Annotated in this window: 1 protein-coding gene; it reads right to left on the bottom strand. The window is 43.7% G+C overall.

All coding sequences use genetic code 11. The annotated features are described in order from the left end of the window. The coding region (locus tag SB772_RS44530) for an Rnf-Nqr domain containing protein (protein ID WP_410839092.1) at positions 1–245 on the bottom strand (245 nt) is incomplete at both ends.

Genomic DNA, 245 nt, shown 5'->3' with positions numbered 1-245 from the left:
ATTCACCAAAGTTATAGTCACGCTCAACCATAAATAGTACACCACCTAAGATGGCACAGTTTACGGTGATTAGTGGTAAGAATACCCCAAGCGCGTTATATAGACTCGGTACAAACTTGTCCAAGAACATCTCTAGGATCTGTACGGTGGCTGCAATCAAACCGATATAACTTAGCAATCCTAAGAAGCTCAAGTCGATATCAGGGAAACCTGCCCATGCCAGCGCACCATCTTTTAGGATGAAC

This window comes from Paraburkholderia sp. SIMBA_030, assembly GCF_046535245.1.
Lineage (GTDB): Bacteria > Pseudomonadota > Gammaproteobacteria > Burkholderiales > Burkholderiaceae > Paraburkholderia.
Note: the sequence above shows the minus strand (reverse complement) of the source record. Positions and strands in the feature narration are given on the sequence as shown.